Genomic DNA, 22,326 nt, shown 5'->3' on the forward strand with positions numbered 1-22,326 from the left:
TTCCTTTCTGTTCGTCATTTCTATCCCTGATGAATAAACGTTTCAATGACTGGGCTTTCTTCTAGATCGATCATTGCATTGATTAGTTTGGCATATTGAAATTTTTGTAAGTCGTCGAGCGTAATTATTTCTGCTCGAATTTTTTGTTGTTGCAGCAATTGACTTCTTTTTGTCCCTTTTAGCAAAGGCGTTGCAGGGGTAAGCCAATTCTGACCGTCAAAAAACACAATATTGGCGTAGGAAGTATCTGTAATACAGCCATGTTTAGCAATTAGAATATCGTCGGCGACTGTCCCTTCTTTAAGATTTTCCAATGCTGTGCGATCGGCAAATTTATATTGATAATCAATGCGATCGCCATGCACTATTTGCAAGGTTTTAACTGCCTTAATTTGATAGGGCTGAAATTCAATCTTCTCAATTTTTTCTTTATATAAAACCCTGCATTTAAATATCCCATCCTTTAAGTCGGCTGGTATTTGAATTTCATGTTCTAAATCTAACTTGCGATCGCTCCCAAACAGGTTTTTTCTTGAGGAATTGAGCCTCTGATTGTGAAATTCAATATTTTGCAGCTTCGAGTTCAGTATTTTGACGGTTTCCAATAATAAACACATACTTAGTTCTCGATCTATTTCAAGTGCATCATAAGCGACCTAAATTCACGATGGGTAAAGCTCTTGAAGGCTCAGCGATCGAATCTTTTGAGCGATCAGATAAACATGATTCTCAGGATATTGATCGTATTCGAGGTGAAGACAGGTACAGTGATGCTCAGCCAAGATCTTGAGGAAAGCATCTACACCCAAGGTGCTGTACTCAAAGTCCTGACCTTGAAATGTTCCAGAAGCCTCACTTTGTCTATATCCGCCCCCACACGAAAACATAAGCACGCCATCAGGTTCGAGAGCATTACATAGCTTTTTTGTAACAGATTCTTGCCTATCTAGTGGCAGATGAAATGTGCTGTCCCAAGCAACAATCAAACTGTAGAATTTGGGAGGATTCCAACTACAGATGTCTTCCCTATAGAAAGTGATGTTTGGATGCAGTTGTTTGGCTAATTCGATCATTTCTTCAGAAATATCCAGTCCTTCTACCTGAAATCCATGTTCGGTTAGAACTTTAATAAAACGTCCGCTGCTTCCACAGCCTATATCAAGAGCTAGTTGCGGCTTGGAAGTAAATTTGATAGCCCGCTCCAACTGTGCGATTCCATACAGCGAATCTTGATGCTGAGTTTGCCACCATCGGGCAATGCGATCGTATCGGGCGGCTGTATCCTTTGGATGCATGTCTGTTTTTTCTTATGACGCTCTCAATTATATCGCCCACAAGTCAACCCAAGCTAATGGTGTAAGCAATGCTACTGAGTGGCTGGAATGTTCTAAAGAAAAACCTGTTGAACATTCTATACCTCTTTGTCATCAAAGGTTTCAGTCCCGATCGCGGGATTTTGTTGGCGGAACGTCATAAACGTGATATTCCCATTTACTACCATAACGAAGTTTCAGTCCCGATCGCGGGATTTTGTTGGCGGAACGCGTCTTGTTTTCGGGAGCCATCAAGCAAGATTTAGCGTTTCAGTCCCGATCGCGGGATTTTGTTGGCGGAACGCTTCTGAGTTGTCCCTTGAGGAGCAAAAGGTCAAAGGTTTCAGTCCCGATCGCGGGATTTTGTTGGCGGACCGAACGAATGTCTGAGCCGCAGGAATGGCAACGGCAACGTTTCAGTCCCGATCGCGGGATTTTGTTGGCGGAACGCAAGCGTGCAGTGTGCCACCAGCGGCGGCGATCGCTTCGTTTCAGTCCCGATCGCGGGATTTTGTTGGCGGAACGAATCTATATCTGCTTCCGAAACTGGAAAAGGCTAGTTTCAGTCCCGATCGCGGGATTTTGTTGGCGGAACGATTCCGCTCCCTCCAACAGGGCTTCCTAATCCTAGCGTTTCAGTCCCGATCGCGGGATTTTGTTGGCGGAACGTGTGACAGGGAGGATTTATTATCCATATGGGACCTTGTTTCAGTCCCGATCGCGGGATTTTGTTGGCGGAACGGTCTTTATCTTCCTGTCAATCTGCCCGTTCCGATTCGTTTCAGTCCCGATCGCGGGATTTTGTTGGCGGAACGGCAAATAATTTAGTACCAACGGACCCTTCATTCAAGTTTCAGTCCCGATCGCGGGATTTTGTTGGCGGAACGATCTGTTTATGGGTTGACAGATATCTAAACTTAGGTGTTTCAGTCCCGATCGCGGGATTTTGTTGGCGGAACGGGGAGGGGATGGAGCCATCTTGGGGCTCGAACCAATGTTTCAGTCCCGATCGCGGGATTTTGTTGGCGGAACGACGGAACGTATGTTAACGCCCCCTTCGCCGCCTCCAGTTTCAGTCCCGATCGCGGGATTTTGTTGGCGGAACGACGGAACGTATGTTAACGCCCCCTTCGCCGCCTCCAGTTTCAGTCCCGATCGCGGGATTTTGTTGGCGGAACGTCGAAAAGGAAAGTCTGGGGGAGTTAGTTGCGTCATGTTTCAGTCCCGATCGCGGGATTTTGTTGGCGGAACGCCGAAACAAAGTTTGCGCTGTGACAGGGAGGGTTTATGTTTCAGTCCCGATCGCGGGATTTTGTTGGCGGAACGTAATGGTTTGATAGCCATAAATAAAACTGATAGACACGTTTCAGTCCCGATCGCGGGATTTTGTTGGCGGAACGAATATAGATGTCGATTTTAGATAATTTGCTGTCCGTGTTTCAGTCCCGATCGCGGGATTTTGTTGGCGGAACGATTGGATGGGTTTTGGCGATTTTGGATTTGTCTCAGAGTTTCAGTCCCGATCGCGGGATTTTGTTGGCGGAACGGTAAGGCAGTGGGGTGAGACTTTAACACCTAGGGCGGGTTTCAGTCCCGATCGCGGGATTTTGTTGGCGGAACGATCCGTGGCATTGACTTAATGAGCAGTGATTTCTATGTTTCAGTCCCGATCGCGGGATTTTGTTGGCGGAACGACATCATCATGAACAAAACCATGAGACGGGTACTAACGTTTCAGTCCCGATCGCGGGATTTTGTTGGCGGAACGGTAAAAAACCAAGCGAGACAGAGCTATGGATTAGCGTTTCAGTCCCGATCGCGGGATTTTGTTGGCGGAACGTCTATCTGAGGGGGATAAAGCACGCGTGCGTTGTATGTTTCAGTCCCGATCGCGGGATTTTGTTGGCGGAACGCTATTTCCGTCTGGAACTTGGGGTATACGTTAATGTGTTTCAGTCCCGATCGCGGGATTTTGTTGGCGGAACGGCTAAATCTTTGGGTTTTAAATGAAGGCTCAGTTACGTTTCAGTCCCGATCGCGGGATTTTGTTGGCGGAACGTCCCCATCAGTATAATAGACCCGCCGCATTTCGAATGTTTCAGTCCCGATCGCGGGATTTTGTTGGCGGAACGAGTTTCTGCAGGTTCTTGAGAAGTTGTGAATGGATTGTTTCAGTCCCGATCGCGGGATTTTGTTGGCGGAACGAGTTTCTGCAGGTTCTTGAGAAGTTGTGAATGGATTGTTTCAGTCCCGATCGCGGGATTTTGTTGGCGGAACGCCAAAAAAACGCAGGGGGCTATCAAGTCCCTGCGCGTTTCAGTCCCGATCGCGGGATTTTGTTGGCGGAACGTGATGAGTTGTCCCTCAGGGCTCTTTTTCCAAAAGAAGTTTCAGTCCTGATCGCGGGATTTTGTTGGCGGAACGAGTTGTCAAAGGATTAAGGAATGTTGCCAAAGTTCTAGCGTTTCAGTCCCGATCGCGGGATTTTGTTGGCGGAACGGTTAAGTGGAATATTGTTGGCATTAACCAGTTCCATGTTTCAGTCCCGATCGCGGGATTTTGTTGGCGGAACGACATCCTTCTGCCGAAGGTAAGGAAGGACTAAGTTACGTTTCAGTCCCGATCGCGGGATTTTGTTGGCGGAACGATAATAATGTCGTTAATTCCAGTCATGATTGTTACTGTTTCAGTCCCGATCGCGGGATTTTGTTGGCGGAACGAATTAATAATGAAATGCACAGGCTGGGCTTCGAACCCAGGTTTCAGTCCCGATCGCGGGATTTTGTTGGCGGAACGATTAAATCTTTGGGTTGTAGATGAGGGCTCCGTCCAGTTTCAGTCCCGATCGCGGGATTTTGTTGGCGGAACGTGTAGATGAGGGCTCCGTCCATACTAAATTATTTGCAGTTTCAGTCCCGATCGCGGGATTTTGTTGGCGGAACGGAAGTGGAGATCCTTTGATACCACCAAAGTCTCTATAGCGTTTCAGTCCCGATCGCGGGATTTTGTTGGCGGAACGGATCGCTCAGCAATGCTACTCAAAGCCAGAACTAACGTTTCAGTCCCGATCGCGGGATTTTGTTGGCGGAACGACTTATAGTCACATCAACCATCAAGTAATCTCTATACGTTTCAGTCCCGATCGCGGGATTTTGTTGGCGGAACGTTCCCCCATGACTACCAAGCACAGGTAGTAGCACGTGTTTCAGTCCCGATCGCGGGATTTTGTTGGCGGAACGTAAAACGCCTCATCCCCCCAAAAAAATCCCCCCTCCTGTTTCAGTCCCGATCGCGGGATTTTGTTGGCGGAACGCTTATACAGAGCAGCACAGGCTGCTAAGAGTAGCGGGTTTCAGTCCCGATCGCGGGATTTTGTTGGCGGAACGACGAAGCCAAGGAAGCTTATAATCTCCTAAAAACTCGAGTTTCAGTCCCGATCGCGGGATTTTGTTGGCGGAACGTCGATCGCTATTGCGAGTCTGGTGATATTAACTAAATGTTTCAGTCCCGATCGCGGGATTTTGTTGGCGGAACGCGCAGTAGCGGAGGGAGAAAAGTTTCTACAAATCCCATGTTTCAGTCCCGATCGCGGGATTTTGTTGGCGGAACGTGCGTGCGCCAGAAACATTACAGGAAGGGCATTCCAAGCATGATTCTGGCAAAGGTTTCCGTCTGAGCTGAAAACAGACAGAAAACCAACATTCTCAGAAGCCTCGGATATTTGAAAATATTGAATTTTCAAGGTTCTAAGATTTGGCAAACCTCCCAGCATTTTCAGTCGCGCTTTGGTTTGCCAACTGATAATTATCATATAACAATCGCTCCTTCTTGACGAGGTTTTTCTGAACCATAGGCGATCGTGCGTTTTACCGACCCCGTATCCAGCACATAAATTCGGACAGAATCCTCATCAGGCTTAATCAAAGCCTCAACTTGGATTTGAAGTTTCGCAAACTGCTTCGCATCTAAAAAACATTCAAACACGCTAAATTGCGTCCACTTACCGTAACCAGACAGCATCTTGTGCAAGCGATTGCGACGCTTATTCGCCGCTTTAGAATCAGGCAAATCGTAAATAATTAAATAGAAAAGCGTAGTCATCGCAGCGTTAATGGCTTATAAGGAATTCCCTCTTGCAAATGACGACTGAGCAGACGAGCTTGCAACTCGATCGCCCGACGATAGGTGCACTTGTACTCAAACACAGGATGCTTAAACTCATCCGTCATCTTGCGCTCAAATGCCAGCAAAAAAGCTTTACGACCCTTATCCGACAGGCGATATGCCCCCAAGCTCTCGCTAAAATCGTCTGGCTGAATTTCACGATTGTTCAGCACCGCAAATACTAAATTATCCGCCACCAAAGGACGAAATTCCTCCATCAAATCCAACACCAGCGCAGGTTGTCCGCGACTGACTTCATGTAGATAACCGATATAGGGATCTAACCCCGCCATGTGAACCGCCGCCGTCACCTGAACCCGCAATAACCCATAGGCAAAGCTGAGTAACGAATTCACAGGATCGGTAGGAGGGCGACGCGTGCGCCCCGCAAAAGTCCAGCGATTCCCTTCGGGATGCATACTGCCGCCCAATATTTTAGGAAAGCAGCTAAAATATTCCCTCGCCGCCATGCCTTCAATCCCTCTAACTTGATCGAGCGTTGCTTGGTTCGCGATCGCACTCTTCCGCAACTTCAACGGATTATCTTTTTCACCATGCCGATACAGCACAGAATATTGATTGTGAATTTTAGCCGTGACAATCTCCTTGACCAGTGCCACGCGTCGCATCATGTCTCCATAGACAGCATATTGAGCCAAACGCAACTGTCCATTCCGAGAATGCCCTGGTAGTGCCGCTCCTAGATGCTTACCAAAACTAGAGAGATAGTGAATCGGAATCCCTAACTCCAACGCATAGACCAACGCATCGCCCGTAACCTGGGGATTACCCATCAGCACCACTTGTTCGACAGTTTGGGCGGGAACAGATTGCTTCTTCCAAGAGCCATCCTGCTGCTTCGTAGCAACGGCAAAAGCCTCATAGACCTTACTGAGAACAGCATCAGGCTGCATAACATATAAAACTGACATGATTAAACCTCACAGCGTAGGAGTTTGACTTCAAACGGCAGACAGATATTTTGGAGACTACAGGCTTGACATTTCTGAACGCGATCGATAGGGGGTGGCATCGAACCGCGAGAGGTCTGCCATGCGGCTGCGATCGCTTGCTCCGTAGCAGCGCGTAGTTGCGGCGTAAATTGAACCTTTTGACGTCGACGGTTGGCGTGATAAAAGATCTCACCATAGGCAACTTCCCTATTCAAGCGTTCCTCTAGGCATAGCGCCGCCGCACATAATTGGAAATGGTCGTTGAGATGATTGGACATCTTGCCTTTTTTAAACTCCAAAGGAATGAGCTGGCGATCGCGTTCTTCCACAGCATCAATCACACCGCTCACCATCAGGCGATCGCTCCACACCCACTGGCTGCGATGCACCAGCGTCCCCCCCTCTTGCACAGTACCCTCATCATCAACATTGCGATGCAGGTGACGACCGAGCAGAATATGCTCGTTGTCCTCCATTTCTCCAAGTTGATATTCCAAATAGAAGCGGCGGGGGCAATATTCCCAAGCATTGAGATAAGCGAGGGGTAGATAGTCATTTTCATTCATAGCGTTTGTTGGTGACGTTCGTTATTTGACCTCTCCCCAACCCCTCTCCTCGTAGGAGAAGGGCTTGAAAGCCTGCTCCTTCCTCTCCTAGGGAAGCTTGGAGGAAGAGGTTCAGCGTGCTAGAGACGTTTAATCATTCCCATGCCCATCGGTGTTTTTCGCCCCACCCCTGCGTAAAAGGCAAAATCAGCGAGGGTATTAATCTGCTTGATTGTGAGCGGATCGACTTCTCCCAGAATTTGAAAAGTCAGCGAACCCACGCAGCCAATAAACTTACTGCGGCGATCGCTCACCATTTCCGTGCGAATATCGAAAAAACTCGGATAAATCGACTCCAAAATCGTTTCAGGAAATGGAATATGACTGTAATGATTCCAACGCTTGAGTAAACTTTTGAACACAGAATCTCTAGTAGGCAGAGCGCAATCATACTTAGATTGCCGAAATGTGGTTGGTGTATAAAATTGAAAATGCAGTTTACGAGAGTCATTCGGTTGCGATTCGCTGCTCCCATCCCTAGCTTGCTCGTAAATTTGGGCGTAAGTGACATAATTTGCCCAAGGCTGGTCTGGCTGTGGATTACATAAGATACTGGTGACATCCAACTTCGTCGAACCCAGTTGCCAGTGCTGGTTAGAATTGAGATCGAGCCATAGGTATGCCAATTTCCCAAATAGGGCTTCATCCAATAAAGAGATACGCCACCAGCAAGGAGTCCCCGTCGCGATCGCCCGCTCGTATTCCCATTGGAGTAGAGCTTTATTTTCTGGTTTGCGATCGCGATCGACCTGCAATGGACTGAGGGTAAATGCTTTTTCTGCGGTTTGTTGATGCAAATAAATGCTCAACTCAGGATCGACAGACCGTACCAGTTCCAGAAATAAAGCATGAAGGTGATGCCCGCTCAGGTTGCTTGTGGGAATTGGCGATCGCGGTAATAGGTTGAGAACGAGGCTGTAGGGCATAGGTCGTTCCTAACTCCCTTGCAAAGCTTGTACCAAAATCCGCATCAGGCTCTCGATATCCTCAGGCACTCTATAACTTTCCAGCCCTTGTTCGATATGTTTCGCTTGGCGATCGAGACGCGCAAATTCCCAGATTTTCCCTGTAGTAACTGCACCAATCAAATGAGTCTGATGTTGGTCTTCTAGCCATTGATCTAAAGTAATCAATTGAGATACTAACTGGGTCATGCCAAAGTCAAGATCGGCTTTCTTTGCCTCAATAATTAGGATTTTATTGGTAGCCTCAAGAAAGTAATCAAGATTACCTTGCAAATATTTTGACACCGCGATCGCGTACTCAGTTCTCACCTTTGCCTTAGTGTAATGGATTAGGTCGGCTAAAACGGGAGAAATTAGCCATTCGCGCCTTGCCATTTCGTTAGATAGGCTCACGTAAGGCAAAATCTCTTCGATCCGACTTTGGTTTTCTTGAATGCGATCCAATTCACCAAGATATTTGGGTAAGTTCAAATTCTTGCGCTCTAGGGTATAGCCAAATTCTTCTGCGAGGTCTTGGGCTTCAATCTTAAGTTCAAAATACCTACTAAAGGTATAAGTCTCCTCTGGATTCAAAATTTTATTCATTCGTTTTCTCCTGATTAGGACACATGCGATCGCAACCGACAAATAAATTAAAAACCATCAAACCTATCCTCTAAATCGATATTGCATTTGTGCTGGAATCTTCAAGTTTTGCAATCCCTCAAAGGTGTAAAACTCTCCAATCATGCGGACATTACGAATTAAGCTGACTGGTGGCATATTTACCGTGTCATAGCTTAAGACCTGATTAGAAAACATCACATCAAGAGGATTAAGTGGATAGGGAAAGATAAACTCTCCTTGCTGATGATGCTTGGGTTTAGGAAGTTCGTAAACTTCTAGCCTAGCCTTACTTGCCCACTTGCCGATTCGCACCCATCTGGGTAAAACTAATGATTTTCCAGAAATAATAAAGAACTCAAATCGACTTTCTGGAGCAATTTCCTTAGTTCTACCAAAACTAGGGATATTCTTCTCAGTCTGCTTCATTTCCACATGGTAGCGATTGTCCGCATACTTCCACGTATTCAGCACTGCTGTGTGATGAACTGCCCTAGCTGGGGTCACATAAATCCCTTGCTGATTGAGAGGATTCAAATGCTCCTCATACTTAGGAACCTGTTCTGGGCAAAAGTAACGATAAGAATGCTCTTCCGCCACCTCTGTGCTGTACTGTGGATTATCAATTAATCCCAACACATAAGACAGTGCATAGTTATGCAGCACAGGCTCAGTTTCATAAAGTCGTCCAATTTCACGAGTCGCAAAATATAAACTGTCGTGAAGCTCCAAATTACAGCGATAGATAGTAGTCATTGTCTATTACTCCGTTGCACTGGCAACTTTTTTACTCCCCTTCTTGCTTTTGTCAGTTGACTTGAAGATATACTTCTGGGCATAAGCAGTTGATTCTAAGTTTGCCTGAGTCAATAGTGCTTTGAGTTGAGTTTCATTACTGGCAATAGCTTTGACCTCATTCAAGAGAGGTGCAAGAGTATCACCAATCAAATCTCTATGAGGAATATACTCCTCAGTCATTAATTGCAGCATAGCTTCCTTTGCAGATTCCAAAACATGATCCTCATTTAGTGGATCGGGCAATTGAATTTGCTGTTTATCCATTAGCAAGTCGTAAATCTTCTGAGTCCAACGTAGGTTACTGACAATTTCACCATCAGCAAAAATGATACCAATCAATTCATTGCGAACCCGACCTGTACGTGTCGTTTGTGCGCCGTAATGACGAGTCCTCAAAATATTATTAAATACATAGAGAAACCCTGCTTCTGTTGGATCTTTGAGTGTCACAATGCTAGGAAAAAACACTTGAGGTAAAATGTGATCTTGACTATTGATGCGAGAAGTTGTTTCCCCAATCTGTGCATCCAAAGTGCCATCCACTTTTTTTTCTCCTTTTGACGACATTGTTCCACTTTCATATGGTGCATTGAGAGTAAAGTTTTGATGAGAGTCATCAAATGGTGTGATGGAATAAGCAGTGTCAACGACTACCTTTGATTTTTCAGAACCAGCATCCCCGATTGCAAAACCATAGAGAATGCAATCGGGAGTTGTCTTGCTGAAGCCAACATTGTATTCACACTTCTCCCAATCACCGATTCGGTAGTTACGTAGTAACTCTCGCCCAGTCAATCGCTCAGGAGAGGACTGCTTGCGTTTAAACATAGCCAGACGACTAATCGGCTCTCCATACTTGATTCCCCCTCTGACTCGTGCTTTATTCAATTCGCCATCTGTTTGAAAAAGAGGATAGGATTCTGTTACGCGAATTGTAATGAAGTGGACATATTTACCCATTGGTTTAGCAGGGATCTCGGAATGGAAAAGACTCGCATCAACGGTTTTGAGGAAATTCATAGTTATTACTCGATAATGGTTTGAATTATATTTAAAATATGAGATTAGGATACCTACTACACGGGTTCTTCGGTCTCTAGGTCAGGTAGTTCGTCAGGCTCAGGTTGTTGGATAATCTTTCGTTCTTGATCATCTTCCAATCGATAGAGATAATCACAAGTGTCTCGGATCAAATTGAGCTGAATTCCTGCCAAACGAGCGCGATCGCTCTTAAAAGTCCCTTCAAAAACTTCCTTGACAAAAAACTGAGCAAAATCATTGACTGCTTGCCGTTCTTCTTCGGCAGTCAAGGCTGGCTTCCATTTGCCGTCAACACAAACTAAAGTGCGTTTACCCTCTGCTGTACGACGACGAACATTCGTCATCAGCTTAGCTAGTCGAGCTGCAACTACATCAATTAAAGATTGTGTGTCACTGACTAGAGCCTTATCAATTTTTAAAATTACATCTGCCGTCTCATCAATTGGTTTTAAGACCGCATTTGGCTTAGCATATTGACTTTTAGCACGGTAAAAGCGGCGATAAAGTTTGGTCAATTCACGAAGTTGATTCATTTCTGTTCCTTGGGGATCAAAATAATAATAAAAGTCTTGATAAAGTTTAATTTTTGCGATTGGTGGACTATCCCAATCCAGCTTACGGACAAGCTTCGTTAGATAATGAAAAACATAGAGAGGAGTCGTCTCTAGATCGCGGGCAAGAGCCGTGAGCTTACCCCAGTCTGGATCACCGTCCTTCTTGCGGTTAACTTCTAAATGAATACAATAAGCGGCACTGAGGGCATTTAACGGGGAAAAGGCTCTCCCTTCTCCTTGCGGTAAAATAGCATCTAGACGAGTCCCATCCTTTTGCTGTTTGACTAAAGAAGCGATCGCTTGATGTTCTCCATCCAAAATAGTCGTGCGCTCAAAATCAGCACCACTTAAGAAGGGCGGCACAGGAGATTCCGAGGCAACCACCTTCACATCTAGCACCAGTGGTAAAGCAAAGGCTAACCAAGCTGGCATCACCCAAGACTCTGTATCTGTAGCATCTCTTCCTGGCGGAATTGCCATGAAGAAGAAGGTCAGAGGTTGTTTTGCTGGGTAGCTAAGTTTGAAGGTTTGATCTTTTTCTGACTCCTCTTGCAGTAACAGAGAGTCCACTGCTTGGTAGTTCTCAATGTTAAACTTAGCTTCTTGTTGATCCGTAATTAAATGTTTGCGGATATCAGCATCAAAGCGGGTTCGACGAATCCAGCTATATGCCTTTTGTAGAAAATTATTAGTTTCTGGAGTAAAAAAGTAGGTAGGGTAGAGATAAAGGTAACGATATTTACGTCCCTCGAAGTCTCCTCCTGTGGCATTTGTCTGATTCATCAAAATCTGTCGTAACATAATTTCAATTGACCAGATAGCACAGATCTGACGTTTTGCCGCTTGAGCATTGAATAGGATCTGACGATTGCTATATACCTGTGGGGCAAATAAAGTAGCAGACTCCATTTGTTCAGTCACGGTGTAGGACGAGCTAGACATCGCGCAGACATTTTCTCGACCTCGACCAGTTATCTTTGCTGCTTGGTAGCGATTTAGCTCAGTCAAAAAAGGATTAGTACTAGGGGAAGTAATAGCACCTGTGGGTAAGATAACTACACGCTGAACATAGGTTCGCAAATCATCCCAGCCATCAGGTAAGTTAAATTCTGCAATCGCTGCTTGGATCAAACTAACTGCATAATTAACCATTCCCTCCATTACTTCTCGTACTTGATTGTCATCAAGATGAGGATTCTTGGAGTTATGTTTAGCAGATAGGTAATACCAATCTAGAGGTACTCCCCCTGTTTTTTTGAGAGCTTGAATAGCGATCAAGTTAGGAATTTCATCTGTCAAGCCTAGATACTCAGCTAGTTTATGGGTTAAATCTAGGTTTGGTAAGGTCTTACGTTGGGCTTTAGGTTGTTGTTTTTGCCAGCGATCAAAGCGATCGCACCATTCCAGCCAAATTTTTCGACAGAGAAGATCTCCAAACTCGGCTAGGCGATCGATGCGGTAATCATCAGGAAAAATTACATCTAAATTTGCAGGCAGATCTCCAGTCGTTTTGAAACCCTCTAAGCTAGAACTTCTCTTGGCTCCAGAGGATGCTTTTATGGATGAAATAATTCGACAAGCTCCATCTACAGCGACCTCCATGAGCGATTGAATATCAAAAAATAGCCAGTAATAGTCGGCAAACTTGAAGCCTTTCCCATCTCTGCTAAAACCAGTTTGACGCTCCCTTAGCCTTTCGGCACAGAGGCTTTTGATTTTATGAATAACTTGATTAGGAAGTGTATCTGTATCGATCTCTGGTGCATCTGACTTTGCGAGATAAACCACTCCATCGGGCAGATATAACAAAGGTGTGTAAGACTCCTTAGGATGTATATCTATAAGAGCATTATTTAAAATGTTTGTTAAAACGCCTCGATTGTCTGAAAGAGCATGATAGCTAAACTTAAGTTGCCCTGCGCTCAAATCTCGTAGAAGGTCGGTAAGATTTTGAGCTTCAATATCACTAGGGTGTTTTATGACAGATGCAAATAGGTCAGAAAGACGTACTAAACGAATCAGAATACCTTGGATTCGCTCATCTAACTGGCAATTATTCAATCCACGTTTCTTCATGCCTAGATCGGCATCCCACTTTTCTCCAGCATTGTTACTGATCCAGATAATGTCATCAATGTATATTTGCCAAGTTTGACCAATTAGACGATCTAGTCCAAACTCTTGCATTTTCTGGGTAACATACTCTCGTCCTAGATTGGGTGCATCAGACTTATGGGGCGGATCTTTACACCAATTGCGATCGCTAAACTGCCCCTTGACATCATGTGACATTAGCCAAGAGGGATAATCAGGAAATTTATCAAAATCATGCAAGATATAAGCAGTCATGTAGATAGCAGCTTCCAAGTCATCACATAAACGTTTAACTTGGTTTGTCTCTAGGACTTGCAGCTTTTTGAAAATTCTATAGGTTGGGAATAATCCATTCAGTAAATGAGCCGTAAAAGATTGATCTTCCTTACTACGCTCTACATTCTTACCTTCTGCACGCCGATCTTCAGTGAACTGTCCACCTTTTGCTGTTGCACCTACAAGATGTCGTATCAAATTAGGCAAAACAAACTCTGCAAACCTTGCCAATAATTCATCAGTCTGATTGCCTTCTGTCTCACGAATGGCTTGCTTAAATAACTTTATTGTTAGTAGCTCAGGCTTCTCTATCTGTTCTTTTTCTTCTCTACCAGCATCAAGATCCAGAATGGGTAAATCACTATCTGCCTCATCATTAAAAATAGACATTTGAGTTTCACTCACGAAACTGACCTCCAAATTTTATGCAGTTCGTCCAAATAAATCCATCTGCTACCAACTAAACTCATTACTCATTTTCAGGTATCTCCCCTGTAATAGAGCGATATTCCTGAATGCTTTTACCTTGAACTATCCAGAGTTTGCCAATGACATTTGCAGATTCCAACCCAAAAATGAGCGTACTGATCGCCTCACGCCAATCTACTAATCGCACTTGAGGCGGCAAGCGAATAACAACTATCCCTGAATAATTGGTCGGGTTGTATCGTCCACGATTGCTGAAATCTCGATCCGCAGTGACTAAGCAACGCCCTTCTTGATTACAAACCTCAATTAATTCCGTGTCAGGGGCAGACATCAAATTTTGTTCTGGTACAGTGGCAACATCGTAGCCTGCCAAGCGAAACTGAGACAGGATGCGTAGATCCACATTTTCATCCAGCTTAAATTTCATTAAACTGCCTCCTTTTGGCGATCTAGCGGAATCTCTACCCAACCACCTCGCGTCATCTCTGCACCGTAGGCAATGCAAGCAAGCACATCCACTTGCTTAATACTGGGAAAGGCTTCTAGAACATCTTCAATACTTTCCCCTGCTGCTAAGTAATCTAAAATCAAGGACACCCAGATCCGATGCCCTTTAATGCAAGGCTTACCAAAGCAGATATTTGGATCAATAGAAATTCGGGATAGTAGATCTGTGTGATTCATAAAATTTCCTCCAAATGTTTTTAATATATCTGCACATAATTTTCTTGCGGCTTCCAATACCAAATTAAAGATTCCAGCATTAGGGCAGACTGACCAAAGGCAATGGTGTAGGGAGGATTACAATCATCTGGGCGATCGCTAAATCCATAAGCCTGAAATTGCATTGGTAATGCTAGCTTGGTGCGAAGATATGTGCGATCGTGGTCAGAAATAAAGCAAACCATTTCTCTTCGGAACAAAGATTGACTAATAGCATTTGCTCCAGCTGTCACCTCTAGCCCCTTAAGAATTTGGACTTTTCCTGATCGTTTGATAGCATCAAAATCTTCGGCTGCATAGTAAAAATGCCAGTTTTCCCGTACCTCACGGTAGTCTTTCAGCCGCAACCAACATAACGCATCCTCAAATCGTTTAACTGGTAATCCCGCCTGTTTCACCTTTTGTAAAAATTCATTTTTCTCTATCAGGTCAAACTCAAAATTGCTCAGCAGTCCTTGGAGATTATACGTTTTAAACCGCTCTCGTTCTGGATCTACTGGATTCGTCATATCGTAAATCGCGCAATCAAGCTGACTACTTCCTCGAAAGCTACGGGCTTCATCAATAATTTTGTGCTTTTTCTCATTTAAGTATTGGTAAACCTGACCATGCTTCTGATTCATTTTAAAACCTAACGCATTTTGGGCATCCATTTTAAAACCATCATCAGCACCAGGATAGATGGTTTTCATACGAGGATGACGAAGTTCATTCCAGACACTAAAAGATTGAATACTCCCCCACCTTTGTGGATAACACTCAAACTGATTTTTAAGTGACCACGCAACTTGAATAGCTTCAGTAAAAGAGATGCGATCACATTCTTCGCCATTTTGCAGTAGCAAGGTTTCGTTATCCTGTTTAGTGAATAGTCGTGCAACAAGAAAGTTTGGAATCAGTGCATAGGCTTGATAGGTTGAAAATCCTTGGTGTCTTCCTAAACGCCCGAAACGCTGAATGAAATTACTAACATCAGATGCTTCAAAAATGAGGAAGTTAATCTTGAAATCAACACCCACATCAATTGTGGAAGTTCCAATTAGTAGACTAGCATCCTGAATCGATTTTGCTCGTTCGCTCTCACCCGTTAAACTGGTGTTAGTTAAAACTGTTAGCCCATGCTGCTCAAATAGAGGTTTCAGCTTTGCTAAGAGCTTGTAAACAGATGCGATTGAATTAAGGATTATCGCGCCCTTACCTTTGGGATTATCTAGAAAGAATTTCAGAATTATTGATTCTACATTTTCCACAATCCAGTTGTAACTTGACTGTGGGTTTGGTTGCAGATCGTCAGGAAATATTAATGTAATTGGTTGGCTAATCTGTCGCCAGCCTGTCTCTTCACCATTCGAGAAGCAATATGCTCCCTTCTCGATAGGATTAATGACTGCGATATTAAATCCAGAACGCCTTAGAAATTCTCCCAGTAAATCATTTTGAGTTGCGGATAAAAAAAGGAACTTGCGTTTCGTTGCTGTATGTTTAATTAACAGCATTGCATTAAGAATGCTAGCAATTTGCGGTGATGAGAAAATATGAAATTCGTCAAAAACAAATAATTTATAACTATCATCAAGCTTACGAAATAGCTTATCTGCATTATCTCCTCGATTTGACTTCTTCCGATCTCGTCGTAGATAGCGAAAATCATGGATGTAGTGAAAAATATCTGGGTTGGTTAGTAAGATTTCTGAGTTATTAACACGATCAATAATGCCTTGCTGCTTCGATGGTAGCCGATTGGTTTCAACGAAGTCTTCTAATGTTGCTCCAGTGAGACGATAAATCTGTGGATCGTATTTGGGCTGAAATTGGGACTTATAGTTTTGAACTTGACGCTCTTGATCTCTGGCAAGCTCGTTTGTTGGATACATTGCTAGCGTTGAGTTAAGCCCTGTCATTGCCTTGAGATAAGCAGCTAAACTTTTACCATCTCCTGTCATTGCTGTGTTAATCACTACATCTACATCAGGATTATTGAGAGCATTGAAAGTCTCCACTTGATGCCAAGACAAAGATAACCAACCTTCGGGTAATTTTATGCCCTTTGGTAATTCCGAAGCAGGGCAAGAATAAACAGGTTTAAGCGTAATTTTGTACTCAGACATAGCATAGTGTCCGTAATATGGATCGTAGTAAGTCCCAAAAATCTGTACTTAACTTATTGCATGAGATTATTTTGGCATGATTAACTAAGAGACACAAGATATTGTACCTATCAAGTGTACGTACACTTACAAAGATCTCTCATGGGAAGAAAAGGAGACTCCATTACATTATCTATAAGCAATCGCGATAAAGCCCAGCTAGAAGCGATCGCCCTAGAATTTGCGATGACTTGGGGCGATCGCCCCAACATTTCTAAACTAGTCGAAGCGATCGCACGCCGAGAACTGATCGTTGCGCCTAACCACGATTGGAACAAAGAGCGAATTGATGCCCTAAATAGATCTAGGACTGCTTTGGTTGATGCAGGAGAGATTGAGATGGCAGTCGCGATCGCGCTTTTATTATTAGAGCGCAGCGAACTCACCATTCCCCTCAGAGCAGAACTAGAAGGTTTCGTGGCTGAACCCGTGCGCCCTTGGCGATTAGAAGTGGAACGCTATATTCGCCGTCAGAAACCGTTTCAGCTATCCTATCAAGATGCCGCCGAACGCATTTGGAACTTTACAATTCGCTATGCCGAAATTGCCAAGCATGAAGACCGTCAATACCTAGACTGTTGGTGCGAAGAAACCACAAACAATCAAGATTTGCCAGAGCTAACCCATAACTGGTGTTTGAGACTCGATCGCATTACAGATGCATCCGTTACACCTGTAACAGGTGTGTGGCATTTCGGGTTAGCCACGATTCCCATAGAAATGTACCTATCGGGAGGACTAGCCTTTGCCTATCGCAGCAAATCAAATCAAGACGAGACAAACGAATGGTTGAGCGAACCTCCCCAAGTTCGCCGCGTAGTGCGACGGGTAGCGAATACGTTTTGGTTTACGAGAGAAGTATTGCGATATGGCAAAGATTGCAAAGTTGCGTCTCCTCAAAGCGTACGCGATCGCATCCGACAAGAGATCGAAAATATGCAAGCACTCTATAAAGATTAAAGAAAATTCAATTCGTCGATTACTAAAACCCGCAGTTCAGTAACGCGTTTTAGCTTTACATCATTGGTCAGAAAAGTATCACAGCCCGTACCAATCGCCACCGAGATCTGCAAAGCATCAGGTAAAGAGAGGTTGTATCTAGCTCGTATGTCAGCAGCACTCTTTGCACACGCTTCATCAATAGAAGTGAAAGTTATATTGTTCGTATCTACGATCAAGTCAGTAAAATCTTGCTGAAGTTGCATTAAACCTAAACGATACGGAATAACCAAACATTCAGCTAGTGTTACAGGAGAAGTAATAGCAGTCAATCCATTCTCTATCCTGTCAAAAATACTCTCCACAATCTGCAAGTATTTGGGATTGGCTTCGACAAAATAAATTACAGGAGCCGTATCCAGAAATAACTTGGTTACTCCATTAAGGGCAGTTTCAACTTTTATCATGTCTAAGCAATTTTTCTCTTTGCTCTGTATCTTCTTGGCGGGTGCGCGATATCCAAGTTTGTGCATCCTCACTCACCAAAGGATAAGGCGCTCTACCCTTAAATTCACTCAACTTACGGCAAGAACTATTCGCCAATCTAGCTCTCTGTGCCTTTGCTGTCAGGTGACTAACAAGCTGAAATAGTTCTTCGGATGTCAAGTCATTAGACTGTTTAATTAAATTTTGCAACAATTCTTGACTCATGGTTTTGCACTTCCCTATCTAGTATTAAACCCCTAACACAGCACTCGACTCTTCATTCTCGTTGTTTCATACTTCAAGATTTCAAGATACTTCAACAGCTCAAAAAATGCCCCGATAGCAGAGATACGTACATCTTCCGTTCAAAAATTAATGGGCGCTGAGGGACTCGAACCCCCGACATTCTCGGTGTAAACGAGACGCTCTACCAACTGAGCTAAGCGCCCTTGCTTTTCAGCATTTACAATAGTAGCAGGTGTTATCACTTTCGGCTAGCAAATCCCCAGAAATAATTTTTACCTGTAAATTTTCCGTTGCTATTAAACGTTCTGTCAGGGTAGACCTCCTGTGCCTGCCCCTAGATATCTGGGCAACCACAGGGGGATTGCCCCCACCCCCGCAATCATGTTAAACCCTGTATGTCGCAGAGCCTAATCTTCCTCATCCCAGCCCTGATCTACATTGCCCTCCGCACGATCTTTTGGTTCAATGCCTTTCCGAATCCCGACGAAGCCTATTACTGGTTATGGGGGCAGCATCCCGACCTGTCCTACTACGACCATCCGCCTCTACTGGCTTGGGTGCAGGGAATATTTACCCACATACTGGGGCAGTCATTCTTTACCCTGCGATCGCCCAACCTTGCCAGTAACTGCGTTTTTTTCTACACCTATTTCCTGATCGCCAAATATCTCTATCGAGGCATCGCCAAGCCGCGACTGTGGCAATATTTTGGCGCGATCGCCCTCGCCATTGTTAGCTCCCCCTTATATTTCGTGATGCTATCCCTAGCATGGCACGACCACCTGATGATGACGCTATCCCTCGTGTCCGCCTATCTGATGGTTACTTTTTTGGATGGTTACGCCCAAAATGGCAAAGGGACAAACTGGCGACTCTACTGCGCCGCGATCGCGATCGCCCTCGCCTGCCTCGCCAAATATAACGCCCTCTTCATGGGGCTAGGCTTTATTGCCGCGATCGCCACCAGTCCCAAACACCGTCCCCTATTTCGCGATTCGCGATTTTATCTGAGCGTGGCGATCGCGATCGGCGGATTTTTGCCCGTGCTGTTATGGAATTTTGGCAATGACTTCCAATCCTTGCGGTTTTATTTGAGTCGGAGTGTCGATGCTGGGACTCCCCTTATGCGCCTCACGGAACCGATAGGCTTTTTGCTACTTTCAGTGGTGATGGTTTCACCTGTGAATTCTTGGTTGTTGTGGCAAGGATGGCGGCGATTCCCGATTTCCCTTGAAAAACCTTCGCGATCGGGAGGCATACCCACGCAACAGGGACTTCCTTCGGATTCGATTTATCGATCGCTGGCTGGTTGGACATTCGCGATCGGTACGGGCTTATTGACGGGCATCTCTTTCTTCTCAACTGCCCTCTATTACTGGAATATCACAGCTTATTTACTGCTATTCCCACTCATCCCTTCTGTTTTATTCGAGGCTCAAGGAAGTGCGGTTGAACCCATCCTCAAGGGAACCGCGAAGCGACTCTTTATGGGCGGTCAAGCCTACGGACTCCTGTTCGCAACTTTGCTTGTCATCAATTACAGCTTTATACCGATCGCGGCGCTGCTCAGCCCAGATGCCGACCAGGAATCTCGGATCGTGTTTGGCTGGAACCAAGTTGCCCCAGCAATTCAACAGGCTTCAAACCAGAATTTGGCGAAGACTCCATTTCTCGCTACCACCGATTATCGTTCTGCCTCCCTGCTGGCTTACCAGTTAAAAGATCGGCAAGTTACAGCCATTTCCCAACGCGTCAGCCAGTTCACCCTATGGAATCTCCAGCAAGAACGCATGGGTCAAGATGCGATCGTGCTTTCTGATGATTGGTATCCTCTGACAGCGACGGTGAAATCAAAATTTGCACGTATGTCCGAGTCGCAAACCGTACCCGTTTCTTTATTTGGCATCTGGCTCAAAAATTACTACCTCACCAAAGGCTACGGATTTAAGGGCTTTTAGGCGCTCAAAGTAACTTGACCTCTTCCCCCAGCCCCTTCTCCGACAAGGAGACGGGGAGCAAATTCAAACCATAGATTTTTCGTGACGGTAAAAAACTAAAGGGTGTTGATGATAACTGAATAAATATTAAGTATTCTTAAAGGAGATGGAAATAACAAAGCTGTAAACAACTGTGCAAGAAGATTTCAGATTGATTGTCGATTTGGTAACAGTACTTGCTGCCGCTTCTCTAGGAGGCTTATTGGCAGCAGGTTTGAGGTTACCTGTCATTTTGGGCTACTTGCTGGGCGGCATTGTCGTCGGTCCTACTGGGTTGGGTCTGATTAAAGAGCTGATCCAAGTAGAAACCTTGGCACAATTTGGCGTAGCCTTTTTGCTATTTGCTCTGGGCGTTGAGTTTTCATTGACGCAGCTCAAAAAAGTACAGGCGATCGCCTTGGGTGGTGGACTCTTACAAATTTTATTAACGATCTCGTTAACTGCTGCCCTATCGGTCTTTGTGGGTTGGGTAAAAACCCCCGTACAGGGTATCTTTTTAGGCGGAATTTTGTCCCTCTCCTCAACCGCTGTGGTGTTGCGCAGTCTCATGGAAAGTAACCAAACCGAGTCTGTACAGGGGCAGGTAACCCTAGGAATTCTGATTATTCAGGATTTAGCGTTGGGCTTAATGTTGGCGGTTTTGCCTGCCCTCGACCACCCCGATGCGGTGGGGATGGCAGTGGCAAAAGCCTTACTTGTCACGGCTTTGTTTGCGGGTGGGGCGATCGCGGCTGGAATTTGGTTGATCCCGCCATTTTTGCATTGGGTGGCAAGTACAGAGAGTCGCGAGTTATTCCTGCTCAGCGTCATTGTTTTGTGCTTGGGGATTGCCCTCCTGACCGAATATATGGGCTTGTCAATTGAGATGGGCGCATTTGTGGCGGGTTTGATGATCTCTACACAGGTGGAATATGCCGATCAAACCCTCTCCTATATGGAGCCGCTACGGGATGTCTTTGCCACCCTATTTTTCGCATCGATCGGGATGCTAATCGATCCTATGTTTCTCTGGCAAAATCTCGATTTGATTTTGGGGCTGGTCGCGATCGCCATGGTCGGCAAGTTTTTAATCGTCGTGCCCTTGGTGCGGCTATTTCGCTATCCACTCCGCTTGGCAATCTTTACAGGGTTTGGCTTGGCTCAGATTGGCGAATTTTCCTTTGTGTTAGCCAGTGAAGGACAAAAATTAGGTCTGGTATCCCGCCAAGTTTACTTGCTGATTTTGGGCACAACCGCAGTTACGCTGATGATCACGCCCTTTTTACTCAAGGCAACCCCCCAGATTTTGCTGTTAATGGAGAAGGTTCCTATCCTTAAAGACTGGCTAAATCAGATGGATGTCCCACAGGAAATTTCAGATACTGCCGTTCTCAACAACCATGTAATTGTCTGTGGCTACGGACGTGCAGGTCAAAACATTGTCAGTTTGCTGCAATCGAGAGGCTATCCAGTCCTCGTGATCGAACAATCTGAGGCGAAGATCCAGCTTTTGCGCAGTCAGGGCATTCCTTATTTGTATGGAAATTGCGCGAGTCCTTTGGTGTTAGAAAAAGCCGAAGTGGAACGGGCAAAGTCGATGGTGGTGGTGATTACGGATGCAGGTTATACCCGCCTTTGCGTACAACGCGCGATCGCGATCGCACCCGAACTAGATATCGTAGCAAGAGCCTCCAGGGACGCAGAAATTGATACGCTCTATCAATTGGGGGCGAGAGAAGTCGTGCATCCAACCTTTGAGGCGAGTTTGGAACTCTCCACCCACCTCCTGTTGAGTTTGGGCGAAAGTCGGCAAATGGTACAGTCAGAAATTATGGCGGTGCGGCAAAGTCGCTATGCTGAGTTGCGTCCTGATATTGCTTGCAGTTTGCCCTTAATTAGCCCAGTTGTAAACCCTAACAATGTGATTGAGTTTGAGAGCAAAGCTTCGTAACGTGAATTCGGGATAAGGAATATGAGACGAAATATAGGGCGTACAAGCGTTCTGGGCGAGCAC

General features: G+C 45.1%; 18 protein-coding genes, 1 tRNA gene and 1 CRISPR repeat array. Of the genes, 3 read left to right on the top strand and 16 right to left on the bottom strand.

The features are described 5' to 3' along the window. Positions 1-20: 20 nt before the first annotated feature. The 13 genes from ACP2WE_RS15935 to cas3 all read right to left on the bottom strand — a co-directional run bounded on the left by ACP2WE_RS15935 (position 21) and on the right by cas3 (position 16,626). Positions 21-617 (bottom strand): aminotransferase class IV, encoded by a 597-nt coding sequence (locus ACP2WE_RS15935; RefSeq protein ID WP_425216536.1) that lies wholly within the window; start codon positions 615-617, stop codon positions 21-23. A 45-nt stretch (positions 618-662) separates the two neighbouring features. Beyond that, positions 663-1,295: a class I SAM-dependent methyltransferase gene (locus ACP2WE_RS15940; protein WP_425216537.1), complete on the bottom strand. Its 633-nt coding sequence runs from the start codon at positions 1,293-1,295 to the stop codon at positions 663-665. A gap of 138 nt (positions 1,296-1,433) precedes the next feature. Beyond that, a CRISPR array of direct repeats spans positions 1,434-4,923; the repeat unit is 37 nt; unit sequence GTTTCAGTCCCGATCGCGGGATTTTGTTGGCGGAACG. Between the two features lie 197 nt (positions 4,924-5,120). Continuing rightward, positions 5,121-5,414: a CRISPR-associated endonuclease Cas2 gene (gene cas2 / locus ACP2WE_RS15945; RefSeq protein ID WP_425216538.1), complete on the bottom strand. Its 294-nt coding sequence runs from the start codon at positions 5,412-5,414 to the stop codon at positions 5,121-5,123. Beyond that, positions 5,411-6,409, bottom strand: a complete 999-nt coding sequence (gene cas1d, locus ACP2WE_RS15950; RefSeq protein WP_425216539.1) for a type I-D CRISPR-associated endonuclease Cas1d — start codon at positions 6,407-6,409, stop codon at positions 5,411-5,413. The genes cas2 and cas1d overlap by 4 nt, the downstream gene beginning before the upstream one ends. Positions 6,410-6,411: 2 nt before the next feature. Beyond that, a complete protein-coding gene (gene cas4 / locus ACP2WE_RS15955) occupies positions 6,412-6,996 on the bottom strand; it encodes a CRISPR-associated protein Cas4 (protein WP_425216540.1) in 585 nt (194 codons plus the stop codon). A gap of 119 nt (positions 6,997-7,115) precedes the next feature. Beyond that, the gene (gene cas6, locus ACP2WE_RS15960) at positions 7,116-7,961 is read right to left on the bottom strand and encodes a CRISPR-associated endoribonuclease Cas6 (RefSeq protein WP_425216541.1); all 846 of its coding nucleotides are present in this window, start codon (positions 7,959-7,961) and stop codon (positions 7,116-7,118) included. A gap of 9 nt (positions 7,962-7,970) precedes the next feature. Then, complete coding sequence (locus ACP2WE_RS15965; protein WP_425216542.1) at positions 7,971-8,585, bottom strand: hypothetical protein; 615 nt, start codon at positions 8,583-8,585, stop codon at positions 7,971-7,973. 63 nt (positions 8,586-8,648) lie between these two features. Continuing rightward, entirely contained in the window at positions 8,649-9,359 is a 711-nt protein-coding gene (cas5d, locus tag ACP2WE_RS15970) for a type I-D CRISPR-associated protein Cas5/Csc1 (protein WP_425216543.1), read from the bottom strand. Between the two features lie 6 nt (positions 9,360-9,365). Further along, entirely contained in the window at positions 9,366-10,421 is a 1,056-nt protein-coding gene (cas7d, locus tag ACP2WE_RS15975) for a type I-D CRISPR-associated protein Cas7/Csc2 (RefSeq protein WP_425216544.1), read from the bottom strand. Positions 10,422-10,477: 56 nt separating this feature from the next. Further along, entirely contained in the window at positions 10,478-13,756 is a 3,279-nt protein-coding gene (cas10d, locus tag ACP2WE_RS15980; protein ID WP_425216633.1) for a type I-D CRISPR-associated protein Cas10d/Csc3, read from the bottom strand. A 79-nt stretch (positions 13,757-13,835) separates the two neighbouring features. After that, entirely contained in the window at positions 13,836-14,222 is a 387-nt protein-coding gene (locus ACP2WE_RS15985) for a DUF5615 family PIN-like protein (RefSeq protein ID WP_425216545.1), read from the bottom strand. Beyond that, on the bottom strand, positions 14,222-14,479 hold the full coding sequence (locus ACP2WE_RS15990) for a DUF433 domain-containing protein (RefSeq protein WP_425216546.1): 258 nt from the start codon (positions 14,477-14,479) through the stop codon (positions 14,222-14,224). Before ACP2WE_RS15990 ends, ACP2WE_RS15985 begins: the two co-directional genes overlap by 1 nt. 20 nt (positions 14,480-14,499) lie before the next feature. Next, positions 14,500-16,626 carry a type I-D CRISPR-associated helicase Cas3' gene (gene cas3 / locus ACP2WE_RS15995; protein ID WP_425216547.1) on the bottom strand — a complete coding sequence of 709 codons (2,127 nt, stop codon included), beginning with the start codon at positions 16,624-16,626 and terminating at the stop codon, positions 14,500-14,502. Between the two features lie 141 nt (positions 16,627-16,767). Here cas3 and ACP2WE_RS16000 point away from each other — a divergent pair, with 141 nt between their 5' ends. Further along, positions 16,768-17,625 (top strand): helix-turn-helix transcriptional regulator, encoded by an 858-nt coding sequence (locus tag ACP2WE_RS16000; RefSeq protein ID WP_425216548.1) that lies wholly within the window; start codon positions 16,768-16,770, stop codon positions 17,623-17,625. Here ACP2WE_RS16000 and ACP2WE_RS16005 read toward each other — a convergent pair. The 3 genes from ACP2WE_RS16005 to ACP2WE_RS16015 all read right to left on the bottom strand — a co-directional run bounded on the left by ACP2WE_RS16005 (position 17,622) and on the right by ACP2WE_RS16015 (position 18,539). Continuing rightward, positions 17,622-18,071 (bottom strand): type II toxin-antitoxin system VapC family toxin, encoded by a 450-nt coding sequence (locus tag ACP2WE_RS16005; RefSeq protein ID WP_425216549.1) that lies wholly within the window; start codon positions 18,069-18,071, stop codon positions 17,622-17,624. The genes ACP2WE_RS16000 and ACP2WE_RS16005 overlap by 4 nt on opposite strands. After that, positions 18,058-18,315 (bottom strand): hypothetical protein, encoded by a 258-nt coding sequence (locus ACP2WE_RS16010; RefSeq protein ID WP_425216550.1) that lies wholly within the window; start codon positions 18,313-18,315, stop codon positions 18,058-18,060. The genes ACP2WE_RS16005 and ACP2WE_RS16010 overlap by 14 nt, the downstream gene beginning before the upstream one ends. A gap of 151 nt (positions 18,316-18,466) precedes the next feature. Continuing rightward, a tRNA-Val gene (locus tag ACP2WE_RS16015) sits at positions 18,467-18,539 on the bottom strand. A gap of 192 nt (positions 18,540-18,731) precedes the next feature. Between ACP2WE_RS16015 and ACP2WE_RS16020 the strand changes: the two genes are divergently transcribed. Together ACP2WE_RS16020 and ACP2WE_RS16025 are read left to right on the top strand one after the other, a co-directional pair. Continuing rightward, positions 18,732-20,294, top strand: coding sequence for a glycosyltransferase family 39 protein (locus ACP2WE_RS16020; protein WP_425216551.1), 1,563 nt, complete (start codon positions 18,732-18,734; stop codon positions 20,292-20,294). 172 nt (positions 20,295-20,466) lie between these two features. Further along, positions 20,467-22,263 carry a cation:proton antiporter gene (locus tag ACP2WE_RS16025; RefSeq protein ID WP_425216552.1) on the top strand — a complete coding sequence of 599 codons (1,797 nt, stop codon included), beginning with the start codon at positions 20,467-20,469 and terminating at the stop codon, positions 22,261-22,263. Positions 22,264-22,326 lie beyond the last annotated feature (63 nt).

Source organism: Tumidithrix helvetica PCC 7403, assembly GCF_965232925.1.
Classification (GTDB): Bacteria; Cyanobacteriota; Cyanobacteriia; order Pseudanabaenales; family Pseudanabaenaceae; genus Tumidithrix; species Tumidithrix helvetica.

Bases quoted from the DNA above. Each gene is read 5' to 3' on its own strand.
- ACP2WE_RS15935 (WP_425216536.1), bottom strand. From the start codon at position 617: ATGTGTTTATTATTGGAAACCGTCAAAATACTGAACTCGAAGCTGCAA.
- ACP2WE_RS15940 (WP_425216537.1), bottom strand. From the start codon at position 1,295: ATGCATCCAAAGGATACAGCCGCCCGATACGATCGCATTGCCCGATGG.
- cas2 (WP_425216538.1), bottom strand. From the start codon at position 5,414: ATGACTACGCTTTTCTATTTAATTATTTACGATTTGCCTGATTCTAAA.
- cas1d (WP_425216539.1), bottom strand. From the start codon at position 6,409: ATGTCAGTTTTATATGTTATGCAGCCTGATGCTGTTCTCAGTAAGGTC.
- cas4 (WP_425216540.1), bottom strand. From the start codon at position 6,996: ATGAATGAAAATGACTATCTACCCCTCGCTTATCTCAATGCTTGGGAA.
- cas6 (WP_425216541.1), bottom strand. From the start codon at position 7,961: ATGCCCTACAGCCTCGTTCTCAACCTATTACCGCGATCGCCAATTCCC.
- ACP2WE_RS15965 (WP_425216542.1), bottom strand. From the start codon at position 8,585: ATGAATAAAATTTTGAATCCAGAGGAGACTTATACCTTTAGTAGGTAT.
- cas5d (WP_425216543.1), bottom strand. From the start codon at position 9,359: ATGACTACTATCTATCGCTGTAATTTGGAGCTTCACGACAGTTTATAT.
- cas7d (WP_425216544.1), bottom strand. From the start codon at position 10,421: ATGAATTTCCTCAAAACCGTTGATGCGAGTCTTTTCCATTCCGAGATC.
- cas10d (WP_425216633.1), bottom strand. From the start codon at position 13,756: ATGTCTATTTTTAATGATGAGGCAGATAGTGATTTACCCATTCTGGAT.
- ACP2WE_RS15985 (WP_425216545.1), bottom strand. From the start codon at position 14,222: ATGAAATTTAAGCTGGATGAAAATGTGGATCTACGCATCCTGTCTCAG.
- ACP2WE_RS15990 (WP_425216546.1), bottom strand. From the start codon at position 14,479: ATGAATCACACAGATCTACTATCCCGAATTTCTATTGATCCAAATATC.
- cas3 (WP_425216547.1), bottom strand. From the start codon at position 16,626: ATGTCTGAGTACAAAATTACGCTTAAACCTGTTTATTCTTGCCCTGCT.
- ACP2WE_RS16000 (WP_425216548.1), top strand. From the start codon at position 16,768: ATGGGAAGAAAAGGAGACTCCATTACATTATCTATAAGCAATCGCGAT.
- ACP2WE_RS16005 (WP_425216549.1), bottom strand. From the start codon at position 18,071: ATGATAAAAGTTGAAACTGCCCTTAATGGAGTAACCAAGTTATTTCTG.
- ACP2WE_RS16010 (WP_425216550.1), bottom strand. From the start codon at position 18,315: ATGAGTCAAGAATTGTTGCAAAATTTAATTAAACAGTCTAATGACTTG.
- ACP2WE_RS16020 (WP_425216551.1), top strand. From the start codon at position 18,732: ATGTCGCAGAGCCTAATCTTCCTCATCCCAGCCCTGATCTACATTGCC.